The 18,353-nt window shown below is 64.4% G+C and carries 16 protein-coding genes; 8 read left to right on the forward strand and 8 right to left on the reverse strand.

The window, feature by feature from the left end:
* Positions 1-950, reverse strand: a 950-nt coding sequence (mshA, locus tag GX543_RS05165; RefSeq protein WP_290850297.1) for a D-inositol-3-phosphate glycosyltransferase, incomplete at its 3' end; no start/stop codon positions are given.
* 188 nt (positions 951-1,138) lie between these two features.
* Here mshA and GX543_RS05170 point away from each other — a divergent pair.
* From GX543_RS05170 to GX543_RS05180, 3 genes are read left to right on the forward strand one after another with little or no spacing between them, the layout of a single operon-like run.
* Positions 1,139-2,038: a zinc ABC transporter substrate-binding protein gene (locus tag GX543_RS05170; protein WP_290850299.1), complete on the forward strand. Its 900-nt coding sequence runs from the start codon at positions 1,139-1,141 to the stop codon at positions 2,036-2,038.
* The gene (locus GX543_RS05175) at positions 2,035-2,865 is read left to right on the forward strand and encodes a metal ABC transporter ATP-binding protein (protein WP_290850300.1); all 831 of its coding nucleotides are present in this window, start codon (positions 2,035-2,037) and stop codon (positions 2,863-2,865) included. The genes GX543_RS05170 and GX543_RS05175 overlap by 4 nt, the downstream gene beginning before the upstream one ends.
* Before the next feature lie 32 nt (positions 2,866-2,897).
* Entirely contained in the window at positions 2,898-3,725 is an 828-nt protein-coding gene (locus GX543_RS05180; RefSeq protein WP_290850319.1) for a metal ABC transporter permease, read from the forward strand.
* A gap of 39 nt (positions 3,726-3,764) precedes the next feature.
* Here the strand turns inward: GX543_RS05180 and GX543_RS05185 are convergent, their stop codons facing one another.
* Positions 3,765-4,370: a TetR/AcrR family transcriptional regulator gene (locus GX543_RS05185; RefSeq protein ID WP_290850302.1), complete on the reverse strand. Its 606-nt coding sequence runs from the start codon at positions 4,368-4,370 to the stop codon at positions 3,765-3,767.
* Positions 4,371-4,431: 61 nt separating this feature from the next.
* On the opposite strand from GX543_RS05185, the gene GX543_RS05190 reads away from it, so the two are divergent.
* The 3 genes from GX543_RS05190 (at position 4,432) to GX543_RS05200 (ending at position 7,394) form a co-directional block, all read left to right on the forward strand.
* Positions 4,432-5,409: a nitronate monooxygenase family protein gene (locus tag GX543_RS05190; RefSeq protein ID WP_290850304.1), complete on the forward strand. Its 978-nt coding sequence runs from the start codon at positions 4,432-4,434 to the stop codon at positions 5,407-5,409.
* Positions 5,410-5,605: 196 nt separating this feature from the next.
* Positions 5,606-6,631, forward strand: coding sequence for a hypothetical protein (locus GX543_RS05195; protein WP_290850306.1), 1,026 nt, complete (start codon positions 5,606-5,608; stop codon positions 6,629-6,631).
* A complete protein-coding gene (locus GX543_RS05200) occupies positions 6,618-7,394 on the forward strand; it encodes an HIRAN domain-containing protein (RefSeq protein ID WP_290850308.1) in 777 nt (258 codons plus the stop codon). The genes GX543_RS05195 and GX543_RS05200 overlap by 14 nt, the downstream gene beginning before the upstream one ends.
* A 98-nt stretch (positions 7,395-7,492) precedes the next feature.
* On the opposite strand, the gene GX543_RS05205 is transcribed toward GX543_RS05200, so the two are convergent.
* Together GX543_RS05205 and GX543_RS05210 are read right to left on the reverse strand one after the other, a co-directional pair.
* Positions 7,493-10,858: a DEAD/DEAH box helicase family protein gene (locus GX543_RS05205; protein WP_290850310.1), complete on the reverse strand. Its 3,366-nt coding sequence runs from the start codon at positions 10,856-10,858 to the stop codon at positions 7,493-7,495.
* A gap of 36 nt (positions 10,859-10,894) precedes the next feature.
* Positions 10,895-11,536, reverse strand: coding sequence for a hypothetical protein (locus GX543_RS05210; protein WP_290850312.1), 642 nt, complete (start codon positions 11,534-11,536; stop codon positions 10,895-10,897).
* Positions 11,537-12,013: 477 nt separating this feature from the next.
* Between GX543_RS05210 and GX543_RS05215 the strand changes: the two genes are divergently transcribed.
* Both GX543_RS05215 and GX543_RS05220 read left to right on the forward strand, forming a co-directional pair.
* Entirely contained in the window at positions 12,014-12,313 is a 300-nt protein-coding gene (locus GX543_RS05215) for a type II toxin-antitoxin system RelE/ParE family toxin (RefSeq protein WP_290850313.1), read from the forward strand.
* Positions 12,314-12,328: 15 nt separating this feature from the next.
* Positions 12,329-13,417 (forward strand): HigA family addiction module antitoxin, encoded by a 1,089-nt coding sequence (locus GX543_RS05220; protein WP_290850314.1) that lies wholly within the window; start codon positions 12,329-12,331, stop codon positions 13,415-13,417.
* 551 nt (positions 13,418-13,968) lie between these two features.
* Here GX543_RS05220 and GX543_RS05225 read toward each other — a convergent pair.
* The 4 genes from GX543_RS05225 to GX543_RS05240 all read right to left on the reverse strand — a co-directional run bounded on the left by GX543_RS05225 (position 13,969) and on the right by GX543_RS05240 (position 18,237).
* Positions 13,969-14,889 carry a restriction endonuclease gene (locus GX543_RS05225; RefSeq protein ID WP_290850315.1) on the reverse strand — a complete coding sequence of 307 codons (921 nt, stop codon included), beginning with the start codon at positions 14,887-14,889 and terminating at the stop codon, positions 13,969-13,971.
* Positions 14,889-16,031, reverse strand: coding sequence for a restriction endonuclease subunit S (locus GX543_RS05230; protein ID WP_290850316.1), 1,143 nt, complete (start codon positions 16,029-16,031; stop codon positions 14,889-14,891). Before GX543_RS05230 ends, GX543_RS05225 begins: the two co-directional genes overlap by 1 nt.
* Positions 16,028-17,494, reverse strand: a complete 1,467-nt coding sequence (locus GX543_RS05235) for a class I SAM-dependent DNA methyltransferase (RefSeq protein ID WP_290850317.1) — start codon at positions 17,492-17,494, stop codon at positions 16,028-16,030. The genes GX543_RS05230 and GX543_RS05235 overlap by 4 nt, the downstream gene beginning before the upstream one ends.
* A gap of 218 nt (positions 17,495-17,712) precedes the next feature.
* A complete protein-coding gene (locus GX543_RS05240; RefSeq protein WP_290850318.1) occupies positions 17,713-18,237 on the reverse strand; it encodes a DUF2599 domain-containing protein in 525 nt (174 codons plus the stop codon).
* Between the last annotated feature and the right edge of the window lie 116 nt (positions 18,238-18,353).

The following is an 18,353-nucleotide window of genomic DNA, read 5'->3' on the forward strand; positions in this document are numbered from 1 at the left end:
ACCGCGACCACGTCGGACGCCCGATACACCTGCGCCAGTCGTTCCGGCGGCTGCGGCGGGAGGAAGTCGACGCGATCGGCGATCCCCAGCTGCGCCGCGAGGTCGATCAACGCCGACGGCTGCGCAAGCCCACTGCCCGAGGGCCCGCCGACGACCATGACGCGGAGTCGCCCGGTCGCGTCCGCCTTGATGAGCGGCGCCATCGCGGCGACGAGGACGTCCGGCGCCTTGAGCGGCTGGATCCGGCCGACGAAGGTGACGAACACGTCGTCCGGTCGCAGTCCCAGTTCGGCCCGGGCCGCCATGCGGTCGCCCGGCGAGTAACGGTCGAGATCGGCGCCGGGGACCACCACATCGATGGTCGACCGGTCGGCCCCGTACATCTCGACGAGTTCGGAGGCCTCGGTGTCGGTGTTCGCGATCAGCCGGTCGGCCTCGTCGACCACCTGCTGCTCCCCCACGATGCGGAGCATCGGTTCGGCGGCGTCGCCGCCCGCCAGCGAGGCGTTCTTGACCGCGGCGAGCGTGTGCGCCGTGTGGATCAGCGGGACGCCCCAGCGGTCACGCGCCAGCCACCCGACCTGACCCGACAACCAGTAGTGCGAGTGAATGAGGTCGTAATGACCGGGATCCTGGGCGGCTTCCGCTCGCAGCACGTTGGCCGAGAACGCACAGAGCTGACTGGGCAGGTCGCGTTTGTCGAGCCCCTCGAAGGGACCGGCGACCACGTTGCGGACCGTGACACCCGGCGCAGCTTGCACCACCGGCTCATCGGTCGACGCCGTCGCGCGCGTGAAGATCTCGACCTCGACGCCGCGGCGCGCCAGCCGGGTGGCGGTCTGCCACACGTACACGTTCATGCCGCCGGCATCCCCCGTGCCGGGCTGCGCCAATGGGGACGTGTGCACCGACAACAGTGCGATCCGCCTCGGGGTGGGACCAGCCGTCATGGGATCCAGAGTAATGAATCCCCGGATGCCGCGGCGTCCGCCTCTGCGATACCCGCGGCGTCCGCCTGTGCGATTCGGCGCATACCCGGCGACACATGCGAATGCAAGCATCGCTTGGACAACTGTCGCGGATCGGTAATACACTTGCCGGGAACGATTTTCATTATCCCTCGAAGGTGGATCCCCGCATGACAGATACCAGGACCGCGCGACGCGCACTCCTGGCGCTCCTGGCGCTCATCACGGCTGTCGTCGCAACCGCATGCAGCGGCAGCGACGGTCCGGTCGCGACCGACAAGCCGGTGGTCGTCGCATCGACCGACGTGTGGGCGGCGGTGGCCTCGGCAGTCGGCGGCGAGCACGCGGACGTCACCGCGCTCTACTCCTCGCCCGACGGCGATCCCCACGAGTTCGAGCCGTCCAGCGCCGACACCGCACGCGTGCTCGACGCGAATCTGATCGTGATGAACGGCGGCCACTACGACGAGTTCATCGCCACGGCGGCCCAGGACGCCAAGGGCAGCAAGGTGATCGCCGCCGACGTCCGTTCCGACCCCTCACGCGGCAACGAGCACGTCTTCTACGACCTGGTCGCCGTCGCCGACACCGCCGAGGCGATCGCCGACGAACTGGCGCGGATCGCCCCGACGAACGCCGACTACTACCGTCAGCGCGCCGCCGAGTTCACCGGAGAGATCGACGGACTCAAGGCCTCGCTCGCCGAGATCAAGACCAAGCACAACGGCCAGAAGGTGGCCGCCACCGAGCCCCTCGCCGTGGCGATTCTGGCCGACGCCGGGCTCGTCGACGTCGCCCCCGAGGGCTTCGTCAACGCCGTCGAGCAGGGCCAGTCACCGTCCGCGGCCGACCGCGCGAAGTTCGACGACCTCATCTCCTCACGCACCGCGAAGGTGCTGATCTACAACACCCAGGCCGTCGACGCGAGCACCAAGGCCGTTCTCGCCGCCGCAGGCAAGGCGGGCATTCCGGTCGTCGAGTTCACCGAGACCCTCCCGGCCGGGACCACCGACTTCATCGCATGGCAGCGCGCACAGATCGACGCGCTCGCCAAGGCCCTCGACTCGTGAGCGGGCCCGTCCTCGAGTTCCGTGACGCAGGCCTGCAGTTCGGCGACCGCATCCTGTGGCGCGGCCTGGACCTCGACATCGAGCCCGGCGAGTTCGTCGCCGTCCTGGGCCCCAACGGGTCGGGCAAGACCTCCCTGCTGCGCGCGATCCTGGGCCAGACCGAGTTGAGTTCCGGCACCATCACCGCGCACGGCGACATCGGCTACGTTCCGCAGCAGCACGCCGCGGACTCGGACAGCATGATGCTCCGGGGCCGTGACCTGGTGGGCTTCGGCGTCGACGGCGCGCAATGGGGTTTCGGACTCCGCGGGATCGCCAAGCGACGCGAGGCCGTCGCCGCAGCCATCGAGCAGGTCGGGGCGTCGGCGTTCGCCGAACGACCGCTGGGCCTGCTGTCAGGCGGCGAGCAGCAGCGACTGCGGATCGCGCAGGCCCTCACGCGCGACCCGTCGTTGCTGCTGTGCGACGAGCCCCTGGCCAGCCTGGATCTCGCCAGCCAGCAGGTGGTGGTCGACCTGCTCGACACCCGCCGCAAGCGCGACGACACGGCGATCCTCTTCGTGACCCACGAGCTCAATCCGGTGCTGCCGTTCGTCGACCGCGTGCTGTACCTGGCGGGCGGGTCGTTCCGGATCGGCACGGTGGAGGAAGTGATGAACTCCCGGACGCTCACCGAGCTGTACGGCAGTCCGGTGGAAGTCCTGCGGATCGGCGGTCGCCTGGTCGTGATCGGCGGCGAGGACGACCACCACTGCAACGCCCACACCTATCCGGGCGACGTGCTCGGAACCGATGTCGGCTTCGCCGTCGCAGGAGACGATCTGTGAACGGAACTTCGACGACCCTCCTGGCCGCCGACATGGGACAGTTCTGGAACTTCTCGCAGACCGCCGACCTGCTGTCCCGCGGCTTCGTGCAGCAGTCGCTGATCGCGATCGCCCTGCTCGGCCTGATCGGCGGCCTGCTCGGGCCGATGATCGTCGCCCGGCAGATGAGCTTTGCCGTCCACGGCGCCGCCGAGTTGTCGTTCACCGGCGCGGCCGCGGCATTGCTGGCCGGCGTGAGCGTGAACATCGGCGGCATCATCGGCGCGGTGCTGGCCGCTGCCGTGTTCGGACTGCTCGGCAACCGCGCCCGCGAGCGCGACTCGGTAATCGGTGCCGTGATGGCCTTCGGCCTCGGCCTCGGCGTGCTGTTCCTGAGCCTGTACGGCCGCGTCGGCACCGGGTTCTCGCTGTTGACCGGCCAGGTGGTCAGCGTCGGGCGCGACGGTCTCATCGCCGTGTCGGTGACCGCCGTCGTGATCGTCGCGGTGTACGCCGCGATCTACCGGCCGCTGATGTTCGCCAGCCTCGATCCGCGCGTCGCCGTCGCCTCCGGCGTGCCGGTCCGCGCACTGTCGGTGATCTTCGCGATCCTCGTCGGCCTCGCCGCCGCCCAGGGCGTCCAGATCATCGGCGCCCTGCTGGTGATGAGCCTGCTGATCACCCCCGCGGCCGCCGCGGTGCGGTTGTCGGCGAATCCGACGACCGTGCTGATCCTGTCGATCGTCTTCGCCGAGGTCTCGGCGATCGGCGGTGTGATCCTGTCGCTGGCCCCCGAACTCCCGGTGTCGGTGATGGTCACGACCATCTCGTTCGCGATCTACGTCGTGTGCCGCGTCGTGGGGATGCGCGCGCGGGAGTAATCGCGCGCCGGAGTACAGCAGCGTCAACCCGCGGATGGGCTAGCCCGAAAGAATCGCCTCGAACATCGCCTCCCAGTGACCGAGGGCCGGGTCGGTCTCTGGATCACGCGGATGGAAGGTGTAGGCCAGACGCGCACCGCGCATCGACGTGATCATCACCTCCCGGGTCCGGTGGTAGTCCGGCTGGGCCGTCACCCGCTCGCCGAAGAGCTCGTCGGCCCGGTCGCGCAGGATGCCGAGCATCTTCCGCTCCACCCCCGAGAGCGCCTCGCGCAGTTCCGGATTGGCCGTCCGCGCGCCCATCCAGAGTTCCATCGTCGCCCAGAAGCACGACTGCCCGGTGATCTCCCACATCGCGGCGACGGCGAACCGGATCCGATCGCCGAGGTCGACGGGGATCGTGACGCCCGCCGTCAGTTCGGCGATCCGCACGTCGGCGAGGTGGTGCACCGCAGCGGTCAGGAGCACCTCGCGCGACGGGAAATGGTGGAGCAGTCGGCCGCGGGAGACCCCGGCGACCTGCTGAATGTGCAGGGTCGTCGCCGCCGAGTACCCCTCCTCGAACAGCACCTTCGCCGCCGCTTCGAGGATCACATCGCGCGTCTGTGCCGCCCGGTCCTGCTGTCTTCGTTCCACCCGTCTCATTCTCCACGTTCTCGCACTGACCGTTGACAAAACAGTCATCTCTGACTGTATCGTTCGAAACATGACACTCCCGGAGATCCTTCAGACCCCGCTCACCGTTCCCGTCGTCGCGTCGCCGATGTTCATCGCATCGGGTCCCCGACTGGTGAGCGCCCAATGCCAGGCCGGCGTCATCGGGTCGTTCCCGGCGTTGAACGCCCGACCGGCGTCCCAGCTGTCGGACTGGCTCGATGAGATCACCGAATCCAACGCCGCGTACGCCGCCGCCGATCCCGATGCCGTCGTGGCACCGTTCGCCGTGAATCAGATCGTCCACCGGTCCAACGACCGACTCGAGGAAGACCTCGCGACGATCGTCGAGCACCGAGTGCCGATCGTCATCACTTCCCTCGGCGCGCGCCAGGACGTGAACGACGCCGTCCACTCGTACGGCGGCATCGTCCTGCACGACGTCGTCAACAACACTTTCGCCCGCAAGGCCGTCGAGCGCGGCGCCGACGGATTGATCGCGGTCGCAGCGGGTGCGGGCGGGCACGCGGGCACGCTGTCGCCGTTCGCGCTGGTCCAGGAGATTCGCGAGTGGTTCGACGGCCCACTCCTGCTGTCGGGCGCCATCGCCCACGGCCGCTCCATCCTTGCCGCGCTCGCCGCGGGCGCCGACTTCGCCTACATCGGCTCGGCGTTCCTGGCCACCGACGAGGCCAACGTGGTCGACGACTACAAAGACATGGTGGTGGCCTCCGCCGCCGACGACATCGTCTACAGCAGCACCTTCACCGGCGTCCACGGCAACTACCTGCGCGGAAGCATCGAGAAGCACGGCTTCGACCCTGCCGATCTGCCCAAGCCCACCTCCGGCCCCGACCCGCTGAACGGCGGTCTCGGCGAGGTCAAGGCCTGGCGCGACGTGTGGGGATCGGGTCAGGGCATCGGCTCGGTGTCGTCGCGCACGACGGTCGCCGAGACCGTCGACCGGCTCGCCGCCGAGTACCGCGCAGCGCGGGAAGGCCTGCTCGATCGGGTCGGCGTCGCCGTCTGACGCGTCCGGGGGCTCAGCGACATCCGTGTGCTCCCTGCGCATGCGGATGCCGCTGAATCGCGCGAGAACCGCGGATTCGCAGACCTGTGGATAACCTATTCTCCGTTTCGCGCATCTCCGTAAAGTGGTCACCGACCAGGCGAGACGGGAGGGCCATACATGGACGCTCGGGGCGACAGTGCCTTCGATCGCATAGATGTCCGAACCAGCACACGACTTGTCGCACCAGCGATCGAAGTCGACATCGATGCCTGAACCACCGATCCCGAGCACCGCACCGTATCCGATCTTCGATCTCGACAAGTGGACACGCGGTGAAGCTGAGCCCGGCGGAGACGAAGAGAAGCGCTGGTTCCACCCGCCGAGCGACCATGACCTCATCAGCCGATGGTTGTTCAAGCCCCGCACCGTCAAGGAACTGAAGCGTTCCAAGGCAGCGATCAAGAGCGGCGACATCCCGAAGATGCACGTCGGAGGCGAAGACTGGGCAGAGAAAGTCGCCTTCGAAACTGCCCGTCTGCTGCACATGCCCGCTGCCGAGACACAACTCGCCACTGTCACTCGCTTGACTACCGGCGCTCGTGTCCAAGGCTCGATGAGCCGAGACATGCGGTCAGACAACTGGACATGGAGCGCCGGCGCAGCCCTGCTCTCGGAATTGGACCCGATCGGCTTCGACGCAGACTCGTGCGATGGCCACACGCTGGAGGCCATCCACTCAGTCCTCAACGGACTGCACCCCGCTGACCTCGCTTTCCGGGTGTGGCCTGCCTTCGACATGTTCGCCGGCTATCTAATGCTTGATGCTCTGATCGCCAACACCGACCGGCATGCCCATAACTGGGGCATCCTGACTTCTCCCGACGGAACGCAGTTCCTCGGCCCGACGTTCGACCACGGCACCGCGTTCGGCTCAGGACTCGGGGAAACGAAGATCGCCCAGATCGTCAGCGAAGACGGGACAGCCGATTGGTGCCGCAACGGCCTGACGAAACGCTTCGACGGAGGTTCGAGAATCGATCTCGTCGAGCTGGCATCGACTGCCCTGTTGCTCGCCAGTCAGCCTGCACGCGAATACTGGACCCAGCGAATTGAGTCCCTAGAACTCGCGCACTGCGAATCGATCATCGCAAGCTGCTCTAAGATGTCCGAACCCACGCGTATCTTTGTGCATACGGTGCTTGAGACGAATAGAAGGCGACTGATCGATGTCCTCCACTGAGGTTCTGGACCAGCTGGCCGACACCGGCCAGCGGGCCCTCGGACGACGGCTCTTAGTGACGCGACGGTCTCCTTCCGACAAGCGGTACCGCGCGCTCGGCTACCTCGATCGGACCACTGACTCCGGGTCCACATCCGAATACCGGTTCCGGTACCTCGCTTCAGCTGCGACGAACGGTATCGTTCCGCTGACTGGCTTCAGCGATCTAGAGCGCGACTACCGTTCCCCTCGATTGTTCCCGTCCTTCGCTGAGCGGGTGATGAGCGCGAAGCGTCCCGATCGGCCCGCATATCTCGAATCACTGGACCTAGCCGAGTCAGCCGATTCCTGGGAGATTCTCGCAGCGTCCGGGGGCCATCGCGAAGGCGACCCCATTGAGCTGATCCCCCTCCCTTCGTTCGACCAGGGCACCGGTGAAACCACGGCGCACTTCCTCGCTCACGGTGTCAGCCACCGAGGTCCGAAAGCGAGTGCGATCATCGATGGGCTCGAGCAAGGTACGCAGCTCGATCTCGTCCCCGACCCTCAGAACCCGGCGGAGCCACGCGCGATCGGGATCGAGTCACGCGGCACCTTGCTGGGTTACGTGCCACAACCGCTTCTAGACCACGTCCACAGCGTCATCGCGAACGACGGTCATCGACTCACTGTCATTCGCGCGAACTCGGCCGAGACTCATCCCCACCTACGGCTCCTGCTCCGCCTCAAGGGCCGCGTGGGGTCGTTCGTGTTCGACGATCCAGAATGGCGACCCGCCGAGTAGTGCGTCTCGCAGACTGAGAGCCCTATCGCCTACTACGTACCGTTAAGCCACCATGCGGTCGCGAACTACGGACTAGCATTGTTGGCCCGCCGATCCCGTCAGCTCGCCGCCACCAACGCCGACTCCCGCACCGACTGCAGCACCGCCAGGATTCCGTCGACACCGTTGTCGTCGAAGACTCCGGCCACGCCGTCCGACGCGTTGTCGATGTACGGGCTCTCGAACAACCGTCCCGGCTCCATGACGCCGTTTTTGGTCAGCTCGTCGATGATCAGGTCCACGAAGCGGATCTGCTCGACGGAGAAGCGGGAGCCGTCAAGGAACTCGGCGAACGCATCCGAGGCCGCCCCGCGATCCAGTCCCACCAGGCCGCGGATGAAGATGCCCAAGCCACCGGGCTGGGATGACGCCCACGTCAGATCCCCTTGGTCGCCGACACCGCTGTCGATGAGCATGGCCTCCAACGACGTCAGGTCGTCTGCGGTCAACTGCTTGTTGCGGCGAAGGCGTTGCAGTGCGACGTGATCGACGTTCGCCTTCAGATACGCCTCCGCCTTGGAACGGAAGCGCTCCAGGTTCGTACCCGGAGTGACGCCCGGGAGGTCGACGACGACGCCGTCGATCATCGTGTCCGTGAAGGTGCTGTAGATGGGATTCGCGGGCTCCCGTCTGATCAGATTCACGAGACCGCGGATCCGCAGGCGCGCCAACTCCAGCATCGGCAGGGTCACGTCGATCCACCACTCGTCGCCGGCGACGGACTCCAACAGTTCCATCTGCTGCTTCACCGAGGGAATCGCGTCCATGCCCTTCAACTGCGCGGCGATCGCCTGCACGGTCTCCCGGATGCGTTCAGCCGTCGACGTGTCCCCGTCCAGCTGTGCGAGTTGGCGGCGCAGGATCAAGATGTCGAATCGCTTCGCCTGCTCGTCGGCGTCGCCCACCGTCGACGGCAGCCCGGCGATGGCGTCGAGTTGCTCGGCATCCTCCGCAGACAGCGACTCCCACGCGTCGGGCTCCGCGAAGCGTTCGACGGCTCTGCGGTGCGGCCGCACGACGAAGTTGTCAAGGTTCATGCCTGCGACGATCTCGCGCAGCGTGACGGCCGTGTCGTCGCGCAGCGTCCGCTCGGCAGGGTCCTCCGCCACTGCGAGTCCGCGGATCAGTGCCACGCGTGCCTCGAAGATCCGATGCGACAGCGATTTCTGCGTCTGCCCCTCGGAGCCGGGCAGGTCTTGGCTGAAGAACTCGAGGTTGCCGCAGAAGTCGAAGACGAAGAAGTCCTTCTTGTCGTGGCCCGGCCCGTACAGGTTCGGGCACAGTCGAGTGCCACGACCGATCATCTGCCAGAACTTCGACTTGGCGCGCACCATCTTGAAGAAGACGAGGTTCACCACCTCGGGCACGTCGATGCCGGTATCGAGCATGTCCACACTGATCGCGATGTGTGGCGCCTTGTCCACCTGCTTGAACGAGTCGATGAGCGATTCCGCGTACGGCGTCCCGTGCGTGATGACCCGCGCGAACTGTCCCGCGTACTGCGGGTAGTTGATGTCGAAACGCTCGCCGATGAACTCCGCGTGCCTGCGACTCTTGGCGAAGATGATCGTCTTGCCGAGTCGATCACCACCCTCCACCGTGTGCCCCTGCGTCATCAGGTGCTTCAGCACTTTGTCGACCGTGTCGGTGTTGAACAGGAAACGGTTGATCGCCTCGGAGTCCACCTCGTCGGGCGGTCCGTCCTCACCCCAGTCCAGCAGGTCCCACTGGTCCTTCTCCTCCGGCGTCAGCTCGTCGTACCGAATGCCCGAGCGAAGGAACTTGGTGCCGACACTGATGGCCTTCGGCGGCACCAAGTAGCCGGCGTCGACGGCCTCCTCCAGGGTGTACGCATCGGTCGGGACGCCGTCCTCCAGATGGAACAGGCGGTACGTGTTGTGGTCCACCTCGTCCTTCGGCGTCGCGGTCAAGCCCACGAGCAGGGAGTCAAAGTAGTCGAAGATCGCACCGTACTTGGCGTACACCGAGCGGTGAGCCTCGTCGATGATGATGAGGTCGAAATAACCGGGACCGAATCGTCGGCCACTTTCGTCGACGGCATTGATCAGGTTCATCATCGTCGGGTAGGTGGAGACGAAGACCCGTCCCTCCGTGGACTTCTCGGTCACCAGGTTGACGGTGGTGGCACTCGGCAGGTGCTCCTTGAACGCGCCGACAGCCTGTGAGACCAGGGCCGTGCGGTCGGCGAGGAACAGGACCCGCTTCATCCAGTTCGCCTTCATCAACTGATCGACGAGGGCGACAACGGTCCGCGTCTTTCCTGTTCCGGTCGCCATGACGAGGAGGGCTTCGCGGTTCTTGTTGTCGAACACGGCATCGACCGCTCGGATGGCCCGCTGTTGATAGGGACGGCCCGCGATCTCCGCATTGGTCGACGCTGCCGACAGTGGCTGCCTAGTGGTGCGCCGCTGGATCAGGAGCTCCAACTCATCACGTGTATAGAAGCCGCGGACCTGGCGCGGCGGATACCCTGCGGCGTCGTCCCACATCCAGTGCTCGTAGCCGTTGGTGTAGAAGATGACAGGGCGCCGACCGAACTTCCGCTCCAGGCAGTCGGCATAGAGCGACGCCTGCTGCTTGCCCACCTGCGGCGACTTGCTGGTCCGCTTCGCTTCCACCACAGCGAGCGGCAGGCCGTCGGCGCCCCAGAGGACGTAGTCCACGTACCCGGTGCCGCTGGCGCTCGGCATCCCGCTGACCTCGTACTCGCGGTCGCGCGCCTGGTCCAGCGGCCAGCCGACCTCGTTCAGGAGAACGTCGATGACGGCATCGCGCGTCGCGCTCTCGTCGTAGTCGCGGTCGTCGGGTGCGGTCTTGGTCGCCTGGGCGGCCTCGATCTCCTTGCGGAGCCTGGCGATCTCGGCTTCCTGTTCGGCGAGGAGCCCTTCCTTTTCCGCGAGCGCCTGCTTGTGTGCTTCGTCCTGGTCGTTGAACATCTGCAGCAGGCGAGCGACCTCGGCCTTGCTGAGCGGCGCCGACTTCTTGGCCAGCGCGATGTCGAACCGCGCGCCCATCGGTGCCGCTGCGGGATTCGGCGAATGGTTGTACGACGCCCAGAGCATCACGTGGTGCAGGTCTTTGATCACCTGGAACGCAGCATTCGGCGGGATCGGCTGAACCTCGTGCGCGGCGGTGTTGCCGACCTTGCGAATCAGGTTCAGCTTGGCGACGATTCCGTTGCCCACCCGGGCCTTGAACGCACCATCGTTGATGTGCGCGGACAGATCGTCCCGGTACGGGTCGGCCAGATTCATCACGCGGTAGAGATGCCCGACCAGCAGTTCCACTGCCCGACGCGCGTAGACGCACGCCGACCGGGGATCGGACCGCATGTAGCTTTCGGCGCGAGCGCAGTCCTCATAGACCGCCGGGAGCGTGGTGTGTACGAAGTCGAAGTTGCCCATCGCCTGTGATCCTATGCCGTGGTTACGACATACCGGTCAGAACTTCGGCACCTGCAGATCGATGTCACCCTTGCTGCAGCGCATCGTGTAGCCGAGGTCGTCCACCATGCCGAGCGTTGTGGTCGCACAGTTGTAGCCCTGGTACATGCGGATATTGCTCGACCCGTACGTTCCGTCGTTCGGCAGGGCTTTGTAGCCGTCGATCACCGCGATCGCGTCGGTGCAGGAGATGCGACCACTGACGACCGTGACGGGCGTGTTCCCAGTGGAGACGCCGCACAGAGTTCCGGGTGCGACAGGTTCGGTGCCCTCCGTGTAGTTCTCCATCGGCGAACCGTCGGTTGCCGGAGCGCTGCTCTCTGTCGTCGACGTCGGCGCGTCAGGCGTCGACGGAGCGATCTCAATTCCAGAACGCGTCAACGTGCCTCCGACGACCTTGAATCCGGCAGCACCCGACGAGCATTCGATTCCGTCGTTCGTCAGTGCGGTGCATGAAAAACCGTCGATGGTGATCCGATGGTCGGGAGCCAGCCGCTTCGCGGTGGTCGATCCGCCTTCTTCGATCGTCGCCTCGGTCCCCTGCTTCGAGAGCCTGATGGTGTTCGGCTCACCGACGAAGACGTCGTTCTTGACCGTGGGCGATCCCTTCGGGAAGGCTACCGCGCACGTCACCTTCATCTCGCCCGAACCCGCTCCGAAACCTGTTCCCGCGGTGCACCATCGACCGGAGGCGTACTGCCACTCAATCAACCCCGGGTACGACGCACTCTGATACTCCGCTGAGTCCACGTCCGTCACAGACGCCGCCGACGAGGATTGCGCAGACGACGCTGTGGTCGACTCGCTCGCAGCCTGATTCTCAGAGCACGCCGCCAGCACGACGGCCAGCCCACCCAGTGCGAGCAACGAACAGATCCGCTTCACTTTTCAACCCCCGATTTGTCTGTGATGAACGTTTGAACGTCATGCTAACGATCGACACCGACAGTCCCGCAGCGAGGACCGCCGCACAGATCCGCGCACGGTTACAGTTGCACTGTAACGGTGTCGTCAAGTATGCTTCAGCGAAGAGGTGAAGCTGATGCGACAAGATGATTTGCACCGGCGTTCAGTCAGCGCCGACCTGAACGCCACAAGTCATGTGAGGCAGCCTCTTTGCGCATCATTTTCGAGGACGACACCCTCCAACGCGCGGCCTCCGACCGCCAGTATCGCCCGAAGGGCTGGGGACCGGACGTCCTCACGGCCTACCGCAAGAAGATTCAAATACTTGCCGCTGCCGTCGACGAACGGGACCTCTACGCCCTCCGTTCGCTGCGACTCGAGAAGCTGAGTGGCGACCGTGCTGGCACGTCCTCCATTCGACTCAACAAGCAATACCGACTCATCATCAAATTTCGCACCGTTGCCGACGGTCGCGTTGTGATCGTCGTGGAGATGGTCGACTACCACTGAAAGGACGGTGAACTCATGGACACGCCCCTCGCCGCCGAACTGTTCCCCGCAGGCGAGCACCTGGCCGACGAACTTGATGCACGGGAACTGACACATGCTGAGTTCGCCACCATACTTGGCCGCCCTGCCCAGTTCGTTTCGGAGATTATCTCTGGCAAGAAGGAGATCACGCGGGAATCCGCAGCTCAGATCGGCGCCGCACTCGGAACATCAGCCGAGATCTGGCTCAACCTCCAGAATTCCTATCTACTATGGCAGCAGTCGCAGGACGCGGAGTCCCAGCAGTCCCTCGCCGAGATACAACTCCGCGCCAAGATGCACGAGCTTGCGCCGGTTGCACTCCTCGTCCAACGAGGATTCATGACACCCAACGACGTGAACCAGCAAGCGCGCGAAGTCATGGACCTCTTTGAGATCTCGTCGATCGATGAGGCACCTCGCTTCCAGTTCGCCGCTCGGCGGAGTAACACCGCCGAAAGAACCACGGGACTGCAACAGGCCTGGGCAGCATGCGTGCGATCCGTCGCCAAAAAGCTGCCCGTCGCACGGTTCAATCACGAAGCGCTTCAACACCTCGCCGGAAATCTGTCGCGCCTCGCTCGCGACCCCAGTTCGTTCGCGAACTTCCAATCGATGTTCGCCGAGGTGGGCGTGAAGCTCGTCTACATCGAGTCGTTTCCCGGCGGGAAGTTGGACGGCTGCGCACTACTCGACGGGGGCACACCCGTGATCGGGCTTTCGGGCCGCGGCAAACGACTCGACAAGATTCTGTTCACTCTGCTCCACGAGGTATCGCATGTCTTGCTAGGGCACTTGAACAACGACGAAGTGATCCTCGACGATTTCGCCGCCTCCGATGGAGCCCGCGAGGACGACGCCGACCAACTCGCGAGCACGTTCGCCGTCGCCGGCGAGATTCCGCAGACACCCGCCAGAATCGATTCGTCATGGATCCGGCGCGTCGCTGACGACCTCCAGGTAGCGCCGATCGTGCTGATCGGTCACCTTCAACAGGCGGGCGTCGTGGCGCGGAGAACGACACTCGTTCGGGACGCGCCAACGGTCATCGAGCATTTGAGCCATTGGAAACCAGTCCGCACGTAACGTCGCTCGGCGCGTAGAACATCACGACCCGCCGACGCATCAGCGACGACCGCCCTCGAAACTCCCGGAGATCCGGTGGTCAAGTGCGTCCTGACTGACTTCAGGAATCGGCAACCGAGATCCCGCGCAGGGCAATGAACGTCGGTTGTTATGAGAAACGAGGACACCAGAACGAACAGAGACGTTGCGGAGGCATCTCGGACATCTGCGGGTCTCACCCGGTGACGCAGCCTTGCCCGCTTTTTTCTTACGCGCTGAACCACCGGATTTCCCACGAGACTTTTGCGGGGCTCCGCTCTTGGATTGTTGCCTGATTCGCTGCGTCGAACTCAGGCACCCGTCGTTGCAACGAAACGTCCCGGGATTGTAGTAGCGAAGCGGTACGTGCCTCTCACACTTACCGCAGAAGCGTGTTTGCGCTGTTCCCATGGAAAATACCCATTCCGTGTCTGGCCAAACCGACAAAGCAGTCAGGAATCGGCGAGTTCAACGATTACCGTCAACGTACCCTTCTCGTCGTGACGACCACCGGGAAACGATCGGCTGAGGCGTTACTCGAAGAAGTCTTCATCCACTTCGACGACGTGCAGCGTCTGCTTCACCTGGACGCCGACACCGAACCTGATCATCAAGCGAGTCAGACGATCCCCGTCGATCAAGACGACGCGCGTCGGCACCGAGTCAGCATAGGCGATGGCATCGGCGCTGTACCTGCTGGTCGTTATGAAGACACCTTGACTGGCCTGGTTGCCGGCGAGAGCACCGACAAAGCCTTGAATCGCGGGCCGACCGACGATGTTGTCGGGTCCGTACCGCTTCGCCTGCACGTAGATCCGCGACAGTCCGAGCGCGTCCTGGTCGATCACCCCGTCGATGCCGCCGTCCTTCGACAGCCGAGTATGGAGTGCCGATCCCTCGGCTCCGCCGTAGCCCATACCGATCAGCAGGTCCAGCACCGCCTTCTCGAAGAACGCCCAATCCTGGTCCAGCAATCGACTCAGCAACTGATCCGCGACGTCTGCCTTGATCCGAGCGATCCCCTCTTCGATCTGCTCACGCGGATCGAGCGCCGTCTCGATTTCTGACGGCACCACTGCCGCAGCCTCCCCGCTTGGACTCGGAAAGGCCTTCCAGGTGTGCGGCGCATTCGGGTCACCGGACAGCGCCCGGAGATGCTTCTCCGTAATCCCGTCCGGATGATCGGCGAGCAGCTTCCGTCCGACGTCGGTGATCCGATAGTGCGCACGACTCGTCCGCTCCAGCGCCCCGACCCGAGTCAGGTACGACAGCGACCAGTTCCCGCGGTTCACCCACTGGTTCTGGCCGGACGGGATGACGATCGCGCGCTGCTCCTCCGACAGCCCGAGAAGGTCCGACGCGGCCTGAACAAGGTCCCGATTCCGACGGATCTCACCGTCCAGCGAGGCGCGCAGCGTCGGAGCCATGTACTGATCCCACGTCGGTGCCGCCATCAGAGTTCGCCTCGGAAGGCTCGGGATTGGAGAGAGGCGAAGAGTTCGTCGGCGGCGGCGAGGGCGCGTTGGACAGCTGCCTGTTCTGACCACACTACCGACAGCCTGTTAACAACCGATTCCTGCACTTCAATCTGTGGAACGAGGATTCCAATTGACTCGAACGCACTCTTGTTCACAAGGCCTTTCATTCCACCAGTTGACTTTTCGCGAACAATGCCGGGGAAATTCTTCAACTGTTGCAGCAAAAACAGCGCCAGAACCTCCTCGCCCGGGACCACAGCGTTAATCTGCTGATTGAATGCAACATCGCGATCAACGATCGAACATTTTCCGATACTCTCAGGACTACCCGCAATGCAGGTGACCAGCACGGAACCACGATTAACCATGCGCGCATGACTCATGCCCTTCTCTGACAGGCACTCCTCCGCCCGACTCGCTACGTGACCCCCAATGTTTGACGATTTTATCCACTCGATCTGCGATCCAAAGTTGTCCGAATCAAGCCTCGACGGAGAATTACCGGTCACGACCATTGAAACATCTCCAATTCTCGCGATTCTAAACCCATATCGGTTCGTACGCGGATCTCCAACTCTCGCCTGGAAGATCGACTTCGTAAGGTCGTCGAGGTGGGCCAACGTCTGGCGACGCTTGGTGCGGATGGCGTCGGCTTGGTCGAGGATCGCGGCGATGCGGCGTTGTTCGTCGAGGGGAGGCAGGAAGATCTCAAACCCGAGCAGATGCTCTTCGGTGATCCGCTGCCGATTAGTCGCACCGAAACTTGCCGCACGAATCTTCTCCTGCAGGCGACCCGCACGCAGAAAATGTACCAGATACCGTTCATCGATCTGCTCACGTCGCACATCGAATACCGGAAAGTCCTTCGACACGACCGCCCCATGGAGTTCCTCGGGAACTATCGCGAACGCTCCATTACGGGCGTCGATGCGCGAGTAGATGAATTGGCCTGCACGAACGCGATATCCGGTAAATGGAACTGGAACCTTGCCACTCTTGACCACCCGCTGAACCGCGCCGCCACAGTTCAACTTCACCGTCACAAACAGCTCTTCTCCCGGGGCACTAATCCGCTCAGGCCGGCCGGCTACATCGAGCACATCCGCAAGTACCGTCACGACAGCATCGCCTTCAACTCAGCCACACCAGCAGCGATCTCGCCGTTCAACGCCTCAATGTCGGCGATGATGCCCAGCGGCGGGCGGTGCTCCACCTCGTCGTACTCGATCTGCTTGTACCGGTTGATCGAAAAGTCGTAGCCCTGCGCCACGATGTCGGCCTTCGGGACCACGAAGCTCTGATCGGTCCGGGCACGCGCATGTTCGGGCGAGTCCTCATCCGACAAGGTCTTCCAGCGCGCGACGACGTCGGGAAGATCGTTGGCCTCGATCGGGTTGCGCTTGTCGTCGAGGGAGAAGCCGTCGGCCTGTACGTCGTAGAACCAGACGTCGTCGGTGCCACCGGAGTTGGTCTTCGTGAAGAACACGATCGCCGTCGACACCCCCGCGTACGGCTTGAACACCCCGGACGGGAGCTTCACGATCGCGTCGAGCTTCTGTTCCTCGACGAGGATCGTCCGCAACGCCTTGTGCGCCTTCGTCGACCCGAACAGCACGCCGTCCGGCACGATCACCGCCGCACGACCACCCGGCTTCAACAACTTCAAGAACAGGGCCAGGAATAACAGCTCGGTCTTCTTGGTCTTCGCGACCACCTGCAGCTCCTTGCTCGTGGACTCATAGTCCAGAGAGCCGGCGAACGGCGGGTTCGCCAGAATCAGCGTGTATTTGTCCGCATCCTCACTCGCACCTTCAGAGAGGGAGTCACGGTAGCGGATATCAGGCGCCTCGATCCCGTGCAGCAGCATGTTCATGCTGCCGATCCGCAGCATCGTCGAGTCGAAGTCGTAGCCGTGGAACATCGAGTGGTGGAAGTGGTTGCGCTGCTCCGCATTCAGCAGCGCATCGGCATGGTGCTCGCGCAGGTACTCGCTCGCTTCCACCAGGAAGCCTGCGGTACCGCACGCCGGGTCGCAGATCTCGTCGCCTGGTGCGGGAGCGGTCATCGCCACCATCATCTCGATGATGTGCCGCGGCGTCCGGAACTGACCGTTCTTGCCCGCGGAGGCGATCTGCGACAGCAGGTACTCGTAGAGATCGCCGTTGGTGTCCCGGTTGTCCATCGGGATGTCGTCGAGCATGTCGACAACCTTGCTCAACAGCGCCGCCGTCGGGATCGTGAAGCGAGCGTCCTTCATGTGCTCGCCGAACGTCGAATCGTCGCCTCCGAGCTGCCGGAGGAACGGGAACACCTGCTCGCCGACAGTCTGGAACATGACCTCCGGGGCGGAGTTCTTGAACACGCTCCACCGCAGATGATCCTGCCCCGGCAGGAACGTCGGGTTCTCGATCTTCCCGGTGACCCGTGCCTTCTTCTCCGCGCGCGTCTGCAACTCGTCCAGACGACGGATGAACAGCAGGTACGTGACCTGCTCGATCACCTCGAGCGGATTGCTGATGCCGCCCGACCAGAACGAATTCCAGACAGCGTCGATCTTGTTCTTCAAGTCACCGGTGATCACGGGTCAGACTCTAGTGGCAGGGTCGGACATTTCTGCCGTCGGATGTCGGGTGGACGGCCGTGGTTCGCGGGACCCAGCCCGGCGTCGATTTCGATGCGCTCGTCGCTCCGCTCCTCACTTACTCGATCAGCGTGAGGCAACGATGACAGTGGCAACGGCGGAGGGACAGCGTGGTGCGACGACGCGTTGGCGACTGCGGCGCAAGGGGTTCGGGTACCCTACTCCTCCGCGAAGCCGGGGTTGCACCTGGTGCGGACCATCTCATCCGGACTCACGACGGGGCGGCCGGGCTCCAGATTCCAGGTCGGCTTGTTCGGCTCCACCAGGCGCGCGAAGGTCCAGTGGAAGTCGAACTGCGCCTTCATGCCCGGGGTGTCGGCGCTCGGGTCGAGCGCCAGGACCTCGGCCCAGGCCTTCGCTCCCGCCGTCGGGGACGCGACCTTGCGACCGTTATTCGTCGGCGCGACCTGCAGGCTCGGTCCGACCGCGGTGTCGGCCCAGGTGGCCGACGCGATGTACGGCGGCGGCAGCACCGCCTCCGACGAACCGAACGACGACGAGCCGAGCGACCCCGACACCGACGTCTTCCCTGGCGAAGTCGAGGCGGACGGGGACGAGACCGGCGAGGTCGTCGTCACCGATGCGCCTGCCGTCGACGCGACCGGGCTCTCCGCATCCGAGCATCCGACCAACGCGAGCGCCCCGACGCAGCCGAGGACGCCGAGCGACACCCGCCGCATCATGCGTTCACCATCTGGTGCACCCGTTCCCAGGCTTCCCGCCGTGCGCCGTCGGGGTCGCGTTCCACCCGCGGCGGGTCGTCGAGGATCATCACGCGACGATCGTCGCGGGTGTAGGC

The sequence above is a fragment of the Gordonia sp. (in: high G+C Gram-positive bacteria) genome, assembly GCF_012515855.1.
Classification (GTDB): Bacteria; Actinomycetota; Actinomycetes; order Mycobacteriales; family Mycobacteriaceae; genus Gordonia.